Raw genomic sequence first — 15119 nt, 5'->3', positions numbered from 1 at the left:
TAACCTAAAATGATGATGCGGAACAGTCTATTGACACTGGTATTATTTATAAGCGTATTCTCCCTAAGAGGGCAGGAGCTTACTATACCTCAATTATCTCAATATCTAGCCGATAACCCCTTTGTAATGTCCCCAACTTACGCTGGTATCGGTGACCATGTTAAAATAAGACTTAACGGTCTTACACAGTGGGTAGGTATTAAAGATGCACCCGATACCCAATCTCTAGCTGCAGATATGCGAATTGGAGAAAAATCTGGTATTGGTATGCTATTGTATAATGATAGTAATGGTGAAACTAAGCAACAAGGAGCTCGTTTCTCATTTGCGCATCACCTTACGTTAGACCGTTATGATGATGAGTTTTTGTCATTCGGTATCTCGTATAATTTTAACCAGTTTAGAATTGACAATACAAACCCTGAGCTAATAGCGGATCCTGCATATGTAGGTGATAAAGCTACCACAAACCACAACTTTGATATTGGGGCACTTTATAGGTATGACAAATTTTATTTCAGTATCAATGCCTCAAATATTTTAGATAAGGACTTAAGTAATTTCAACGCCTTATATGAGCCTAATAGACTGAGAAACTATTATGTGTATACAGGTTATAGATACATGAAGAAAAGAACTAGTAAAATGGAGATTGAGCCTTCTGTATTGTTTCAATTATTTGAGAGTGATGGGCGTTCTGTTACAGATTTAAACTTGAAATTCAGATTTTACGATTTTGAAGATTATTTCTATGCAGGTGTCAACTATCGTTTCTTGAACGATCAAATTGGTAATCCTCTGTATATAGCTCCTATCGCAGGTTTAAAGAAAAGTAATTTTTACTTCGGATATTCTTATCAAGTAATTCTTAACGAACTTCTTGGTTATAGTTCTGGTACACATGTTCTCACCTTAGGGGTAGATTTATTTCAAGGTATCAGTAATTGTCGTTGTACGTATTAATCCTTCATGGAGAATCATTAAATTTGATATCCAGAACATAAATAATGGGTAAAGTACAATTAGAGAATATAAAAGCATATGCCCACCACGGGTGTTTGCCTCAAGAAACTAATATTGGTAGTGATTATTTGGTCAACGTATCCGTTGACACAAACTTATTGATTGCCTCAGTTTCAGATGAGTTGAAAGATACTGTTGATTATGTTCATATCAACAGAATTGTAAAGCAAGAGATGGCTACGCCTTCAAAGTTACTAGAGCATGTAGCCAAAAGAATAATAGACAGAATTTTTGTTGAACTTCCAACCGTAGATGCAGCTATGGTTTCCGTTTCTAAAATTAATCCGCCTATAAACGGTGACGTTGAAAAAGTAACGGTATCATTGAATTTGCAAAGGGGACAATCTGTTCAATAATCCATCCGACCTTAAATAAATATAATTTCTTAGTTGTTAATGCAGCTTAAATTGGGAATATTGTTTATTTTTGCTCTCGCTAAAAATGGCATCGTGGCCGAGTGGCTAGGCACAGCTCTGCAAAAGCTTGTACAGCGGTTCGAATCCGCTCGATGCCTCCAAGACCCTCCTAACTAGGAGGGTTTTTTGTTTCCAAAACATTGGAATAAAAATGGGTCATCTTTTACAAGCAGTTTTACCTCTTATTAAAAATGATAGCTCTGAGCTTGTAGTAGAAATACAAGAAGAATTGTTGGTATAAAATAAACAGCTATTGTTTTAGCACCTTCATAATCTTTTGCAAGTCTCTGCCCAAATAATAGCATTAGCAATGTTATACCTGATAGTATTGCACCATACAGTGCGAAACTTAATTTCCCTGAACTAAAAATTTCATATACACCTACTACACATAGCAAACCTGCAACAACTTCGGTAACCAAAATAATACCAACCAATAAAGGGACTATGTTTTTAAAAATAGTTTTTGAGAAGTGATCTTTGAGCCAAGATATATTACCGTTCCAATCGGTTATTTTATCAAATCCGCTTTGTAAAAAGGTGATAATCAAAAATAAGAGCAACAATATTACAGTAGAATTTTTTAGTAAAATATTCATGGTGGTTTACTTAATTTCAGACTTCTTTCTGTGAAGTAGTCTAGTTAGTTTAATAGAAAGGTCGGTAAATATGATTTTAGAATTCCCATTTCTTTCCACATGGTAAATAGCATCTTCTAGCTCTTTGGTAATGTCCAAAATATTGTTTTCATGTACAAAAGGTGCAAATTTCTTTAGTTGAAACCCTTCGGCATGTATTTTTAGATAAGCAAGTTCTTCAGCGCCATAATTAATCATCAAAGCTTGCCTCATCACGGTAATGCAATAACTTAGAAAATTCTTCTGCGTTTCTCTACCGGTTTTTGCAACCTCTTCGCTCCATAATAATAATTCATGGATTGCGGCTTTGTTACCTTTTGCCTTGAATGCGGTTCTTACCCATTGTACAAACCAATTTTCAAACACGAGGTCTTCAGAATCTTTGTTTAAAAGGTCTAGAGCTTTGTTATAATTACCGTTGGCTTCATGAGCCAATAGCATTGCTTCTGCATTGCTTGCCCCTTTCTCACTTAAAGCCGTGGCTATGGCGTCTTCCGACAAAGGAGGAAAATGAACTATTTGACATCTAGATTTTATGGTCTGTATAATTTGCTCCTCGTCCTCGCACAATAGTAAGAAGATGGTTTTATCTGGCGGTTCTTCAATCAGTTTTAATAATTTATTTGAAGCAGCCGTGTTCATTTTTTCAGTCATCCAAATAAGCATCACTTTATATCCGCCTTCATAAGATTTTAAGGATAATTTTTTTACGATATCCTGTGCTTCATCAACACCAATTTGACCTTGTTTCTTTTCAATTTCAATATGGCGATACCAATCGAACAGATTTCCATAGGGCTGTTCCGTAATAAACTCTCGCCACTCTTTCATGTAATGGTTGCTAACGGCGTGAGATTTCACCTTATCTGAATTAGAAACAGGAAATGCAAAATGAACATCTGGGTGGGCAAACGACTTGAACTTTAAATTACAAGCTTCATTGCCACCACTGTTATCTCCGTTAGTATTCTGACAGATAATATATTGGGCATAAGCCAATGCCATAGGCAGAAGCCCACAGCCTTCTGGACCAACAAATAACTGGGCATGTGGTATTCTACCTGCATCTGCACTAGAGGACAAATGCTTTTTAATATGTGAAAGTCCTAAAATTTCATTGAATAACATAGATTCAAATATAGTTGTTTAAATGGACAACAAATTTAAGGGTATTGGGTGTAAATTATCCTATTTAGCACTTTATCACAAACCTTTTAATCTTTACATTTGTTACTTAACAAAAGGAAAATCACATGAAAGTATTAAACGACTTTAATTTTGAAGATAAAAAGGCATTAATAAGGGTAGATTTTAATGTTCCCTTGAATGACAAATTTGAGGTAACGGATACCAATAGAATTGAAGCCGCTAAGCCAACAATAATAAAGGTTTTGGAAGACGGAGGTAGCGCTGTGCTTATGAGTCATTTAGGTAGACCAAAAGGAGAACGTAATCCAGATTTGTCTTTAAGTCATATTGTAGATGCTGTTTCTGAAATTATTGGAGTTGCCGTAAAATTTGTCGGTGACTGTGTAGGTGATGTTGCCGAAAAGGCGGTTGCAGAATTAAAAAGTGGTGAAGTACTTTTATTGGAAAACCTTAGATATTATAATGAAGAAGAAAAAGGCGACGAAGAATTTGCAGAAAAATTATCAAAGCTTGGTGATATATATGTAAATGATGCCTTTGGCACAGCACACCGGGCCCATGCGTCTACTACGGTAGTGGCTAAGTACTTTCCCCAAGCTAAATGTTTTGGTTACTTACTGGCTAAAGAAATTGAAGCAATTGATAAAGTAATGGCTACTGGAGAAAAACCGGTATTGGCCATTCTTGGCGGCGCAAAAGTTTCGTCTAAAATTACTATCATAGAGAACATACTTGATAAGGTCGATGATTTGATTATTGGAGGAGGAATGACCTATACATTCATTAAAGCTCAAGGAGGAAAGGTAGGAGATTCTATTTGTGAAGACGATAAGATGGAACTTGCTATGGAGATTCTTGAACAGGCTAAAGAGAAAAATGTAAACGTTCATATACCTGTAGACGTAATTGCTGCAGATGCTTTCGATGCAAATGCCAATACACAAGTGGTTGATGTAGATAAAATACCAGACGGTTGGCAAGGTTTAGATGCTGGACCAGATACTTTACAAAACTTTAAAAAAGTGATTCTAACTTCTAAAACTATTCTTTGGAACGGACCAATAGGTGTTTTTGAAATGGAGAAATTTGCTGCCGGGACCATAGCTGTTGGTGATTATATTGCTGAAGCTACAAAAGAAGGTGCATTTTCTTTAGTTGGTGGTGGAGATTCTGTTGCCGCTGTGAAACAATTTGGCTTTGAAAACAAAGTTAGTTATGTATCAACAGGCGGAGGTGCAATGTTAGAAAGTTTAGAAGGCAAAACATTACCTGGGATCGCTGCAATATTAGCGTAGTAAAGGGGTTATCGATAAACGGTATACGACGAAAAATTGTGCATTTTAAGAGAATTTATTTTATTCTCATTAAAAAATGTACGATTTTCGTTCGTTCCGTTAACATATTTCGCCCCATTATGAATAAAGTAACCTATAAATGTTTTTATTTTCTTGGATTAGCTTTGACCCCAGTCTTAGGTTCTGCTCAACAAGAAAATATTGTTTCTTCAGTTTCAGACTCTTTAAGTAATAACATTACAATTGTCAATGATTCACTATCAGAGGTGATCCCTTTAGGTAAATTAGATGTTGTAAAGAGTTCACAGACCGAAAGTCTAGCTTTATATAAACCAACAGAATCATCTTCGTATAATCTTCAGGATAATGAATTAGCAGCAAAGTTCGATAGTCTTTGGATGAAAGAACTAGTCGATGCAGCACCGCTTTTTGATGAAATGTACCAAGAGGTAATGGAGTTGGATACCGTTTCTACCTATGTTTTAGATTTACCTACAGATACGTTAAAGATGCGTTTGGCAAAATTAAATGCAAAAACACCTTTTAACGTTGAATACAATAAATCTTTAGAAAGTGTTATTAAATCTTTTCTTACTAGAAAAAGAGGTTTAATGGAGCGTATGCTAACTATTAGTCAATTCTATTTTCCTTTATTTGAGCAAGAGTTAGACAATAAGAATATTCCATTAGAGATGAAGTATTTGTCTATTGTTGAGTCTGCATTGAATCCAAAGGCACGCTCTAGGGTAGGTGCAACCGGCTTGTGGCAGTTTATGTACGGTACGGGTAAAGAAATGAAATTGAATATTAATAGTTATGTCGATGAGCGTAGTGATCCAATTAAATCAACAGAAGCAGCCGCTAACTATCTAAATAGACTACATAGAATATATGACGACTGGGATTTGGCATTGGCAGCATATAATTCAGGACCGGGCAATGTAAATAAAGCTATTCGTAGAAGTGGTGGTCAACGAAATTACTGGAATATTAGAAGAAACCTACCAAGAGAAACTGCAGGCTACGTTCCTGCTTTTCAGGCTACCATGTATATTTTCGAGTATGCAGAGGAGCATGGTTTAAGATCAAAAAAAGCTGATCGGGCTTATTTTGAAACGGATACGATACATGTAAAAAATTTAATCACTTTTGATCAGATTTCTGAATTGGCAGGTATAGATAAAGAAGAATTAAAAGTATTGAACCCTCAGTACAAATTAGATGTAATTCCTTTTGTTGAAGGAAGGCCGCATGCTTTAAGACTGCCTGTTCATAAAATGGGAAAATTTGTTGCGAATGAGGAAGCTATTTATGCACATGTAGAAAAAGAACTAAAAAGTAAGGAAAGCCCTATTGCACAAATAACAAAACAGGCAGAAGAGAACAGTATAAGATATAGAGTTAGAGATGGTGATTTTCTTGGGAAAATTGCTGAACGCTATGGAGTACGTGTAAGCCAATTAAAGCAGTGGAACGGATTACGAAGTAATAATTTACGTATTGGACAGCGTTTAACCATTTACCCAAGAAAAAATGCTAGTTCTACTGTAAAACCTAAGGAAACCCCTTCTAGAACTGCGGTTGCCAGTAATTCAAAAACGCACGAGGTGAGAAGTGGAGACTCTTTATGGACGATTTCTAGAAAATATCCTGGTGTAACTATTGAAAATTTACGAAAGTGGAACGGTATTAGTGGTAATAATTTAAAACTAGGCACAAAACTTAAATTGTGCGACTGTTCATCGTAAACCAAAACACCAATGAAAAAAAAATTTTTACTTTGTTTTATGGCAATTTTAGGATTGTCTATTGCCTGCAAAGAAGAAGGCAAAGCAGATTATTTGCCAGAATCTGTAGGAGCTATGAATACATTAACGGTTGTCATAGATAATGATTTATGGAACAGTAGTGTAGGGGATGCCATTCGCGAAAATTATACTGCTGCGGCACAAGGACTGACTTGGGATGAAGCACTTTTTAGCGTAACCCAAATTCCACAACAAATATTTTCAGGAGCCATTCGTAATACTAGTTCTGTACTTTATGTAATGGAAGACACTTTGAACGTGGCTCACATGAAATCTAACATGTATGCCAAACCGCAAAAGGTAGGCGTAATTAAAGGGCTTAATAAAGAGGAGTTAATTGCAAATATAAATAAAACGGCACCTGATTTTATTAAAGATTTTAAAGCCTTGGAAATAGGGAAGGCCCAAAAGAGATTTGAAAAATCTTTAAATAAAGAAAAAGCTTTGGAAAACAAGTTTGACATCTCAATGAAAATACCTTCCATATATAGAGTAGGTAGAGAAGAAGATAATTTTGTTTGGATCGATCGTCAGATTCAAAAGGGAAATATGAATATTATTGCTTATACCATGCCTTGGGATAGTTTTAAGAACGACTCTACTTTTGTAAAAGATATTATAAAGATGCGAGACTCAATAGGCGGACTTTTTATTGGAGGAGAAGATGTTCCTGGTAAAAAGAACCATATGATTACAGAGAAAGCTTTTTCGCCATATATCTTCCCTGCTGAGGTTTCAGGAAAAAAAGCAGCTGAGGTTAGGGGAATATGGGAAATGTCAGCATATCCGATGGCGGGTCCTTTCTTGACCTATATCATTAACGACAAAGAGAACAACCGTAAGTTGATTTTAGAAGGGTTTGTTTTTGCTCCTGCTACCAAGAAAAGAGATTATATGTTCGAGTTGGAGGCTATAATGAAATCAGTACAATTTAAGGAAGACGAAGAGTAGAAGTAAATGAAATTTTAGAGATAATAAAACAAAATGCTCAGGGTTTTCCTGAGCATTTTTTATGTGAATTTAGTTTGTTGAAGCAAACTTTGTATTAGCAGTTTGTTATAAGTTACTGAAAGAAAAACCTGTGGATACTCTAAATACTAAAGCGTATGCAGCAAATGCAATTAATATAAAACAAAGCCAAGAGAACACTTTAAAATAGTGTTCTAAGATGAAACTCTTCCAATTTCTAAAAGCTTCAATATATATTTCTTTAACTAGAGTAATTTTTTCCATAATCAATAATTTAGTTGTTGCTTGGTAAAGATGTATATTATTAAAAAGCTTATTGAAAAGTTTAGATAAAAGGAAAAATTAAACTGCGAAAAGTAACTCATAGAAAAGAGATTCTATGAACAGTAATTTTTATAAGTTGAATAACAAATATCTCTTTTTTAAGAGGTTCGATGAACTGTTTTAAAATATAGATTAAAGAAACTAGGTTTGTTTTATTTCATGGAAAAGGAAGTATAGGATATTGATTGATATATAAACATAAAAAACCCGCCATTAGGCGGGTTTTTTATGTTTTGTTTATTGATTTTTACATCTCTACGATTATAAATTCTGATCTACGGTTAAGGTAATGTTGTTCTTCTGTACAACGTACCGTACCATCACAGTCATTAATTAGCTGTTCTTCTCCGTAACCTATGGCACTTTCAATTCTTGATGCATCAATACCTTGTGCAATTATATAATCTCTTGTAGATTTAGCACGCTTATCAGATAAGTACTTATTGTAAACAGCATCACCCCTAGAATCTGTATGAGATTCAATTTTTATGACCATATTAGGTGAATCGTTCATTACTTCTACTAGTTTGTCAAGTTCTAAAGCGGCATCTGTGCGTATGTAAGATTTATCGAAGTTAAAGTGAATCATCTCCGTCTTAAGCTTCTTAATGCCATTTTCAACAGCAATCATATCATTAAGCTTTCTCATAGATACATCTACATTAACAATCTCGTTATTTTTCGTTGCGGTTTCCCTAGTGTCATCAAAATATGATCCTTTTGTAGTTTTTAATACGTATCGGGTATCAGCATCCAAATCTTCAAAAATGAAGTTACCGTTTTCATCGGTTTCCATTTCTTTAAGTTTAATATTGTTCTCATCAAGTAACTGAACCAATGCATTCGGCATTAAATCTCCTGTTATAAGTTCGGTAACAATACCAGATATAGCATTTATACTAGTTGGTATTTCTTCAAGTTGTAACATTTTAAATGAATAGATATCATCATCTCCTTTTCCTCCATCACGGTTTGAAGCAAAGTAGCCCATTTGAGACTCTTCATTTACAATAAATGAAAAATCATCTTTTTTACTGTTTACAGGTTTACCTACGTTTTGTACTTCTAAAAAGCCAGCTTCGTCATCAAAGGCTACTTCAAAAACATCTAACCCTCCTAAACCTACGTGTCCATCAGATGAGAAGTATAATTTCTTGTCATTTATAAAAGGAAACATTTCTTTATGTTCCGTATTAATTTCTGGACCTAAATTCCTTGGAGAAGAGAATGTACCATCTTCTAATACATCTACAACGAAAATATCTGTTTCACCTATACTGCCTGGCATATCAGAAACAAAGTATAATTGTTTTCCGTCAGGACTTAGTGCCGGGTGGCCAGTAGAATAGTTATCACTATTAAAAGATACTTCTTCTGCTTCTAACCACTCTCCATTTATTTTTTTAGAACGATAGATTTTAAGATGATTTATACCGTTTTTATCACGTTTTAGTTTTTTACCATAATTATTTCTAGTAAAATACATTGTTTCGTTGTCAGGTGAGAATGCGACAGAGGCTTCGTGATATTTAGTGTTTATCTTCTTAGAGAATTTTATGGCATCTTTAAAATCTTGGGACTCTTCGTTTACACTAGCAACAAATAAGTCTAAGTAAGGTTGATTGTTCCACTTATACCGTCTGGTATTAAAAATAGAAGAATCTTTGGCAGACGCAAAAACCATTTCATCAGTACCGTAATACATTGGTGAAAATTCAGAATATTTGGAATTGATATTAAGGTTATCAACATCAAATTTTTCTTCCATTCTTAAAAGTCCATCTAAAACTATTTCGTTCTGTTCAGTATCTTTTTCAATCTCTTCACCCGCTAATTTTTTATTATATAATTTAAGAAGACGCTTAGACCTTTTATAGTTTCCAATACCTTTAAGAGAGTGAGCATATTTAAAAAGATAGTCAGAACTTATGTTAGATTCATATCTTGTATATAGAATATTGTACCATTTATAGGCATTTTCCATATCCGTATTAAAGTAATGGGCATCACCTGCCTTTTTTAATACATCGTAAGAATAAGATTTCTCTCCTTTAGATAATGCTTGCTCATATAATTTTGCAGCTTCAGCATACCACATTTTATCAAAATACTCATCTGCTTTTTTTACTAGCTTAGTTTTAGCTTCAGGGGTGGCTTTTTCTTCGGAGGTTGTCAACATTTCATACGAAACATCTTCAAGTGGAACTGGCGTTGTTTCTGGTACGGTGCTTAATTCGTCATTAAAAATTTTAAGTACCCAAACCTCATCTTCGTATTGGTTATTGAATTTAGTAGAACAATCGTTCAAAGCTACTTTCCAAGAATCATAATGATTAAGGTATAAGTAGAATAATTGATTTTCAGGGTTTTGAAAATACCCAGAATCAAATCCTTTTTTATTAAGTTTTCTAACTTGGGACTTTAAATGCTTAATCTTAGAATAGGTACCTGCAATAACATAATACCCATCTTCTGTATTCCCAATATTTGTGAATGCTCGGTATGGAATTGCTAGAGCCTCTGCAGCCTTTTGAAATTCTTTTTTTTCATCTGCCTCTGTTTCAGATACAATGGTAGTGTCAAAACTATTTGACATCTCGGATTCAAGTTCATCTTGAAAATTTTGTGCATTTACAAAAAAAGCAAGAAATAGAAATAATAGGTTAATTAAAGCTCTCATAGACATAATTCTTAGTTGAACATTAAATTCAACACGGGTTTTAAGTATAGTACCAACGGTTAATTATGAATTTTTAGTACTATATGTCTAACGAAATTAGTAGTAAAGGAATATTCTAGATATTAATTGTTGTGAAAGTGGGTTTTTTTGTCGTGTATGATTACTATTTAGTAGCTTTCATATAGTTCGAAGGTTCGTTGAACCTATTATTCGAGCGTTTTGTAGAGTATTTGGTTGTTTTAAAATATGAATCTAAAAGATAGGATGTAAAAAAACCCTGATATTCAGGGTTTTATATATTTTGTTAAGTGGTCAAAGTTATTTAATCCTTTTTATTTTCTTCTAATTGTTCGTCTTCTTTAGAAGCATCTTTGAATTCTTTGATTCCACTACCTAAGCCTCTCATGAGTTCAGGAATTTTTTTACCTCCGAATAATAGTAAAATTACAACTACCACTAATATAATCTGTGGTGCGCCTATGGCCAAAAAAGTAGATAAGAATGTCATAAGACCTATATTTAAAATGGATTTCAAAGATACTAAAAAGTAATATAGAAAACCTTAGTATTATTAAATACGTTGTATTGTAAAAATAATTTAACTATAAATTAAGTAGATAGGCAATTTATGATAAAGATATTGGCTTTAATTTCCGAAACGAAATGTGATAAATTTAAATTCTAAGTTTATCTTTGTTAAGATGGCCAAAAAGAAAGTCAAAAAGAGAAAAGAAATAAAACGAAAGTTGCTTCATAAGTACCGTTTGGTGATTTTGAATGAAAACACTTTTGAAGAAAAAATTTCTTTCAAGTTAAGTCGCCTTAATGTATTTGTTACCGGGTCTCTTTTTATGATTACCTTAATAGGACTTACTACATTGTTAATTGCTTTTACCCCATTACGGGAATATATACCCGGTTATTCATCTACGAGGCTAAAAAAAGAAGCTACCGAGCTGACCTATAAAACGGATTCTCTTGTTAGAACCTTAAATTATACCAATAAGTATTTAGAAAACATACGTATGGTTTTGAAAGGTGATATAGAAAACACAGTAGTAAATAGAGATTCTTTGTTTCAACAATATAAACTTGATCCTGCCTCTGTTGACCTTAACCCAATAAAAGAAGATTCATTATTAAGAGCTGAAGTTGCTCTCGAAGACAAGTACAATTTATTTGAACGAACAATCGACAAAAAAAATTTAGCATTTTTCACTCCTGTATCCGGGTCAATTTCTATGGGTTTTAATCCGAATGAAAAGCACTACGCTGTTGATGTTACCGCAGTAACAGATAGCCCTGTAAAAGCGATTGCAAATGGCACGGTGATTTTTTCTGAATGGACAGCAGATACCGGTTATGTAATAATAATTGAACATGAAGGAGGTTTATTAAGTGTGTATAAGCATAATGGGTCATTATCAAAATATCAAGGTAATATTGTAAGAGGTGGGGAGGTTATAGCTGCTGTAGGAAATACTGGTGAACTTACAACAGGCCCACATCTTCATTTTGAAATTTGGGATAATGGTACACCGATAAATCCTGAAAACTATATAGATTTTAATTAGAAATTACATGTCCTTAAAGACTATTGCTGCTAAAATTTTTGCGCACCGTATCGCCAAAAGGACCGATAAGTGGGTCAATAATCCAATTGATACGCAAAAGAAAGTATTCAACGAACTTATTCAAAAAGGAAGCGAGACTAAGTTTGGTAAAGATCATGGTTTAAAAACCATTAAATCACATAACGATTTTGTAGCTCAAGTTCCTATACGTGATTATGAAGAGCTAAAAGAATACGTAAGCCTGGTTGTTGCAGGAAGGGATAATATTCTTTGGCCAGGCAAACCCTTATACTTTGCAAAAACTTCGGGCACGACTTCGGGTGCCAAATATATACCAATTACTGAAGGTAGTATTAAAGAACAGGTAAAGGCTTCAAGAAATGCTATACTAAATTATATTCATGAAACCGGCAAAGCAGATTTCGTTTCCGGAAAAATGATTTTTTTACAGGGTAGTCCTGTTTTAAAAGAACAAAATGGAGTTAAATTGGGTAGACTTTCAGGCATATCGGCACATTATGTTCCAAACTATTTACAGAAAAATAGAATGCCTAGTTGGGAGACCAACTGTATAGAAGATTGGGAAACCAAGGTGAATGCTATAGTTGAAGAAACCAAGAACGAAGATATGACAGTCATTGCCGGCATACCATCTTGGGTTCAAATGTATTTTGAAAAGCTAAAAGAAAATACCAATGAGTATGTAGGTGATTTGTTCAAGAATTTTGAACTTTTTATTTATGGCGGAGTAAATTATGAACCGTATAGGAAGAAATTTGAAACCCTAATAGGGAGAAAAATAGCCAGTATAGAATTGTTTCCGGCAAGTGAAGGCTTTTTTGCTTATCAGAATTCTCAAAAAGAAAACGGAATGCTGCTGCTTTTAGATGCAGGAATATTTTATGAATTTGTACGGTCGGATGAATTTTTTGATGAACATCCGAAAAGAATCACTTTAAAAGATGTTGAAATCGGTGTTGATTATGTAATGATAATAACCACTAATGCTGGTCTATGGGCTTACAATCTTGGGGATACCATTCGGTTTATTTCAGTACATCCTTTTAAGATTGTAGTGTCTGGGCGGATAAAGCACTTTATTTCAGCTTTTGGGGAACATGTTATTGCCAAAGAAGTGGAAGAGGCAATGTTGGTAGCTACAAAGGCCACCGATGCCAGTGTAAGTGAATTTACTGTGGCACCACAAATAAGTCCAAAAGAAAACGAGCTACCGTATCATGAGTGGTTTATAGAGTTCGAAATACTACCCTCAAATATGGAACGTTTTATTCAAGAATTAGATTTGGCACTGCAAAAACAAAATAGTTATTATTTTGATTTAATTGTAGGCAAGGTATTGCAGACCTTGAAAATAACCCCGGTAAGAACAGGAGGGTTTTTAGAGTACATGAAATCTATAGGAAAACTTGGTGGACAGAATAAAGTTCAGCGTTTATCTAATGATAGAAAAGTTGTTGAGGGACTGTCTAAATTCAAGCTGCCGAATAACTAGCTTTTATATTACAAATTATAAATCGTAATTTCGTTTGAAATCATCAATGGGAAAAGCAATTACAACAACAAGAGCTCAGGAATCTACAAATGCAATAGAACGCATGTATATTACTATGCGTCATCTTTTTAATAGGGGATTTTATAAACCTAACGGAGTTTCTGGTGAAGCCTTAAAAAATGCATTACTTCAATTAAGACCAGAAATATATGGTTCGGTAGGAGAAGAAAAAGCCGAATTAAACGGACTGATTTATGTCTTAGAAAGATTACCGGAAGGCATAGAGCAATGCTCATTTATAAATTTGACTTCAGATGAAGGGTATGGTATTTCTCATATCAACCCGATAATTCCACCTAAAAGAAGAAGAAACTGCTATCGTATTGATGATGAGCAAATGAATATTGAAATCACGAGAGGTCGTTCAGACATTTATGATATTCTTACTCACCTAACTTTCTTATTCATTGAATCTGAAAAAATATGCAAACGTGTTTTAATAACAGATACCGATAAAACCATTAGAGATTGGACAAAATTAGAAAGTGCGGTACGCAAAGAAGATTTATCTCAGTCAGAGCGTGAAATCGCTTTAATTCATACGGCGAATATATTAGGTAGGTCATTTGAAGAAATATTAGAAGTCTACAAAAAATTCAGCAGCAAAAATAATCCCGATAGATTTCTTAACGTAATTTATTGGTTAGGTAAACTAGCGTTAGATGAAGAGATTTCAGGAGAGAAAAGAGCGGTTACTTTTAGTGCTTTACTAAGAGAACGGTTAGGGCATCACATTCATGGAGAAAGATGGGCGAATAATATCAAAGAGGTTTTAACCAAAAACAATCTTATGCATAGGCCAATTCATATTATCTCTGCCAACATGCATAGTGTTATGAATTCGTTATTTGCCAAGGCAGCTCTAAAAAAGGAGTTTCCAAATACAGATTCATTAGAAATATTTGAAGCACTTAGTAGTTCTGGTAATGCAGCGCTAAGAAAGAAAGTCACGGACTTGGCAGAGAAGAATGGTATGATTATAATGGATGATACCTCTGGAACAAATATAGACGTACAGATTTTTGATACCGCAAAAATAAAGACTAATAATTGTTCGTATGAATTTTCTGAGGAAGAGCTTGATAAAAAACCTGTTATATTTGTAATGGATTACGCATTTGGCGAACAGGCGTATGAGACAATTGATGAATTATTGAAACCATATAATACTAAAAAGAATAGTGTTTCTTTAATAAATGTTGATTCCGTTTCGATAATGGGAAAAGCAGGTATTTTGGAAGGCGGAAAAGGAGATTTAATGATTCCTTCTGCACATATTTTTGAGGGAACAGCAGATAATTACCCATTTAAAAATGAATTGTGTGCAAAAGACTTTGAAGGTTATGGTTTAGAGGTTTTTGAAGGTACGATGGTGACAGTTTTAGGAACATCACTTCAAAATAAAGATATTCTTAAGTTCTTTCATAAATCAACCTGGAACGTTATTGGATTAGAAATGGAAGGTGTACACTATCAAAAAGCGATACAATCAGCTTCTAAGATTAGAAAGAGTATAGGCGAAGACGTAAAAGTTCGTTATGCATATTATGCATCGGATAACCCTTTAGAAACGGGAAGTACATTAGCTTCTGGAGGATTAGGGACAACAGGGGTAAAACCGACATACCTTATTACAGATAAAATTTTAAAGCAAATTTTTAATTTATAGA

General features: G+C 34.1%; 13 protein-coding genes and 1 tRNA gene. 9 read left to right on the top strand and 5 right to left on the bottom strand.

Features of this window, described 5'->3' with window-relative positions; genetic code table 11:
• Positions 1-15 precede the first annotated feature (15 nt).
• From ACJJVP_RS05675 to ACJJVP_RS05665, 3 genes are all read left to right on the top strand, one after another.
• Positions 16-963, top strand: coding sequence for a type IX secretion system membrane protein PorP/SprF (locus ACJJVP_RS05675; protein ID WP_405416141.1), 948 nt, complete (start codon positions 16-18; stop codon positions 961-963).
• A gap of 44 nt (positions 964-1007) precedes the next feature.
• Entirely contained in the window at positions 1008-1379 is a 372-nt protein-coding gene (gene folB / locus ACJJVP_RS05670) for a dihydroneopterin aldolase (RefSeq protein WP_405411568.1), read from the top strand.
• An 87-nt stretch (positions 1380-1466) separates the two neighbouring features.
• A tRNA-Cys gene (locus tag ACJJVP_RS05665) sits at positions 1467-1540 on the top strand.
• 84 nt (positions 1541-1624) lie between these two features.
• Here ACJJVP_RS05665 and ACJJVP_RS05660 read toward each other — a convergent pair.
• Together ACJJVP_RS05660 and ACJJVP_RS05655 are read right to left on the bottom strand one after the other, a co-directional pair.
• Positions 1625-2038 (bottom strand): DoxX family protein, encoded by a 414-nt coding sequence (locus tag ACJJVP_RS05660; protein WP_405411566.1) that lies wholly within the window; start codon positions 2036-2038, stop codon positions 1625-1627.
• A gap of 6 nt (positions 2039-2044) precedes the next feature.
• A complete protein-coding gene (locus tag ACJJVP_RS05655; RefSeq protein ID WP_405411565.1) occupies positions 2045-3205 on the bottom strand; it encodes an ATP-binding protein in 1161 nt (386 codons plus the stop codon).
• Between the two features lie 125 nt (positions 3206-3330).
• Here ACJJVP_RS05655 and ACJJVP_RS05650 point away from each other — a divergent pair, with 125 nt between their 5' ends.
• From ACJJVP_RS05650 to ACJJVP_RS05640, 3 genes are all read left to right on the top strand, one after another.
• On the top strand, positions 3331-4521 hold the full coding sequence (locus ACJJVP_RS05650; RefSeq protein WP_405411563.1) for a phosphoglycerate kinase: 1191 nt from the start codon (positions 3331-3333) through the stop codon (positions 4519-4521).
• 119 nt (positions 4522-4640) lie between these two features.
• On the top strand, positions 4641-6269 hold the full coding sequence (locus ACJJVP_RS05645) for a LysM peptidoglycan-binding domain-containing protein (protein WP_405411562.1): 1629 nt from the start codon (positions 4641-4643) through the stop codon (positions 6267-6269).
• 12 nt (positions 6270-6281) lie between these two features.
• A complete protein-coding gene (locus tag ACJJVP_RS05640) occupies positions 6282-7280 on the top strand; it encodes a DUF4837 family protein (RefSeq protein ID WP_405411560.1) in 999 nt (332 codons plus the stop codon).
• Positions 7281-7385: 105 nt separating this feature from the next.
• Here ACJJVP_RS05640 and ACJJVP_RS05635 read toward each other — a convergent pair whose 3' ends face one another.
• The 3 genes from ACJJVP_RS05635 to ACJJVP_RS05625 form a co-directional block, all read right to left on the bottom strand.
• Positions 7386-7562: a DUF6747 family protein gene (locus ACJJVP_RS05635; protein ID WP_405411558.1), complete on the bottom strand. Its 177-nt coding sequence runs from the start codon at positions 7560-7562 to the stop codon at positions 7386-7388.
• A gap of 307 nt (positions 7563-7869) precedes the next feature.
• A complete protein-coding gene (locus ACJJVP_RS05630) occupies positions 7870-10302 on the bottom strand; it encodes an OmpA family protein (RefSeq protein WP_405411557.1) in 2433 nt (810 codons plus the stop codon).
• A gap of 322 nt (positions 10303-10624) precedes the next feature.
• On the bottom strand, positions 10625-10810 hold the full coding sequence (locus ACJJVP_RS05625; RefSeq protein WP_076546694.1) for a twin-arginine translocase TatA/TatE family subunit: 186 nt from the start codon (positions 10808-10810) through the stop codon (positions 10625-10627).
• Positions 10811-11003: 193 nt separating this feature from the next.
• Here ACJJVP_RS05625 and ACJJVP_RS05620 point away from each other — a divergent pair, with 193 nt between their 5' ends.
• The 3 genes from ACJJVP_RS05620 to ACJJVP_RS05610 are packed head-to-tail and all read left to right on the top strand — an operon-like array spanning position 11004 to position 15118.
• Positions 11004-11876, top strand: a complete 873-nt coding sequence (locus tag ACJJVP_RS05620) for a M23 family metallopeptidase (protein WP_405411554.1) — start codon at positions 11004-11006, stop codon at positions 11874-11876.
• 7 nt (positions 11877-11883) lie between these two features.
• Positions 11884-13389 carry a GH3 auxin-responsive promoter family protein gene (locus tag ACJJVP_RS05615; RefSeq protein ID WP_405411552.1) on the top strand — a complete coding sequence of 502 codons (1506 nt, stop codon included), beginning with the start codon at positions 11884-11886 and terminating at the stop codon, positions 13387-13389.
• Positions 13390-13435: 46 nt separating this feature from the next.
• Entirely contained in the window at positions 13436-15118 is a 1683-nt protein-coding gene (locus tag ACJJVP_RS05610; protein WP_405411550.1) for a DUF6909 family protein, read from the top strand.
• Position 15119: the final 1 nt, after the last annotated feature.

The organism is Maribacter sp. Asnod1-A12, assembly GCF_045063735.1.
GTDB lineage: Bacteria > Bacteroidota > Bacteroidia > Flavobacteriales > Flavobacteriaceae > Maribacter.
This window is presented reverse-complemented; position numbering and strand designations above follow the sequence as displayed.

What these genes read in the sequence shown, in the direction of transcription:
- ACJJVP_RS05675 (WP_405416141.1), top strand. Translation starts at nt 16, where the DNA reads ATGCGGAACAGTCTATTGACACTGGTATTATTTATAAGCGTATTCTCC.
- folB (WP_405411568.1), top strand. Translation starts at nt 1,008, where the DNA reads ATGGGTAAAGTACAATTAGAGAATATAAAAGCATATGCCCACCACGGG.
- ACJJVP_RS05660 (WP_405411566.1), bottom strand. Translation starts at nt 2,038, where the DNA reads ATGAATATTTTACTAAAAAATTCTACTGTAATATTGTTGCTCTTATTT.
- ACJJVP_RS05655 (WP_405411565.1), bottom strand. Translation starts at nt 3,205, where the DNA reads ATGTTATTCAATGAAATTTTAGGACTTTCACATATTAAAAAGCATTTG.
- ACJJVP_RS05650 (WP_405411563.1), top strand. Translation starts at nt 3,331, where the DNA reads ATGAAAGTATTAAACGACTTTAATTTTGAAGATAAAAAGGCATTAATA.
- ACJJVP_RS05645 (WP_405411562.1), top strand. Translation starts at nt 4,641, where the DNA reads ATGAATAAAGTAACCTATAAATGTTTTTATTTTCTTGGATTAGCTTTG.
- ACJJVP_RS05640 (WP_405411560.1), top strand. Translation starts at nt 6,282, where the DNA reads ATGAAAAAAAAATTTTTACTTTGTTTTATGGCAATTTTAGGATTGTCT.
- ACJJVP_RS05635 (WP_405411558.1), bottom strand. Translation starts at nt 7,562, where the DNA reads ATGGAAAAAATTACTCTAGTTAAAGAAATATATATTGAAGCTTTTAGA.
- ACJJVP_RS05630 (WP_405411557.1), bottom strand. Translation starts at nt 10,302, where the DNA reads ATGAGAGCTTTAATTAACCTATTATTTCTATTTCTTGCTTTTTTTGTA.
- ACJJVP_RS05625 (WP_076546694.1), bottom strand. Translation starts at nt 10,810, where the DNA reads ATGACATTCTTATCTACTTTTTTGGCCATAGGCGCACCACAGATTATA.
- ACJJVP_RS05620 (WP_405411554.1), top strand. Translation starts at nt 11,004, where the DNA reads ATGGCCAAAAAGAAAGTCAAAAAGAGAAAAGAAATAAAACGAAAGTTG.
- ACJJVP_RS05615 (WP_405411552.1), top strand. Translation starts at nt 11,884, where the DNA reads ATGTCCTTAAAGACTATTGCTGCTAAAATTTTTGCGCACCGTATCGCC.
- ACJJVP_RS05610 (WP_405411550.1), top strand. Translation starts at nt 13,436, where the DNA reads ATGGGAAAAGCAATTACAACAACAAGAGCTCAGGAATCTACAAATGCA.